Genomic DNA, 662 nt, shown 5'->3' with positions numbered 1-662 from the left:
TGCTGGCGCACCAGTGACAGCACCAGCCTTTCATTGTGGTCGCGCATGCCGCTCTGGTTCGTGCCGCGATGCAGCCGGCTCTCCAGAGCCTCGGGCGAACCGTGCCTCGCAATGCCGGTCTCCACCCTGTTCCTCCCGTCGGTTTCCCCACACTGGCTTTTCGTTCAGAATGAGTGAACAGCGCAAGTCTGTCAATAATAAATAAGAGTGATTTAATTATTGACAGATGATGCGGACTGGTGTCTTTTGGGGTGGCGTCCACGCTGGGAAAAATGGTTGGATGCGCTCGAGGCGCCGGGTTGGCCGGCGTCCGGAATGGTTCCATTGGGAGGAAATCGTGACCAAGAAATCGCTGCTGAAGTCCACCGTATTCGCGGCGGCCGGGCTGGGCCTGCTCGCATTCGCCTCGTCCGCATCGGCTGCGGGCGTCGGCGCCTGCCTGATCACCAAGACCGACACCAATCCCTTCTTCGTGAAGATGAAGGAAGGCGCCACCGCCAAGGCCAAGGAACTCGGCGTCGACCTGAAGACCTATGCCGGCAAGATCGACGGCGACAGCGAGAGCCAGGTCGCGGCGATCGAGAGCTGCATTGCCGACGGCGCCAAGGGCATCCTGATCACCGCCTCTGACACCAAGGGCATCGTGCCGACGGTGAAGAAGG

Annotated in this window: 1 protein-coding gene and 1 pseudogene; one reads left to right on the top strand and one right to left on the bottom strand. The window is 60.7% G+C overall.

The window, feature by feature from the left end; translation table 11 throughout:
* A pseudogene (locus EOA60_RS39530) lies at positions 1-125 on the bottom strand (sugar kinase); the annotation flags it as partial.
* A gap of 212 nt (positions 126-337) precedes the next feature.
* On the opposite strand from EOA60_RS39530, the gene EOA60_RS35965 reads away from it, so the two are divergent.
* On the top strand, positions 338-662 hold a 325-nt coding region (locus EOA60_RS35965; RefSeq protein WP_164899928.1), incomplete at its 3' end, for a substrate-binding domain-containing protein.

It is taken from the genome of Mesorhizobium sp. M1A.F.Ca.IN.020.06.1.1 (assembly GCF_004023265.1).
GTDB lineage: Bacteria > Pseudomonadota > Alphaproteobacteria > Rhizobiales > Rhizobiaceae > Mesorhizobium.
The sequence above is the reverse complement of the archived record's forward strand: the minus strand, read 5'-3'. Positions and strand labels throughout refer to the sequence as shown.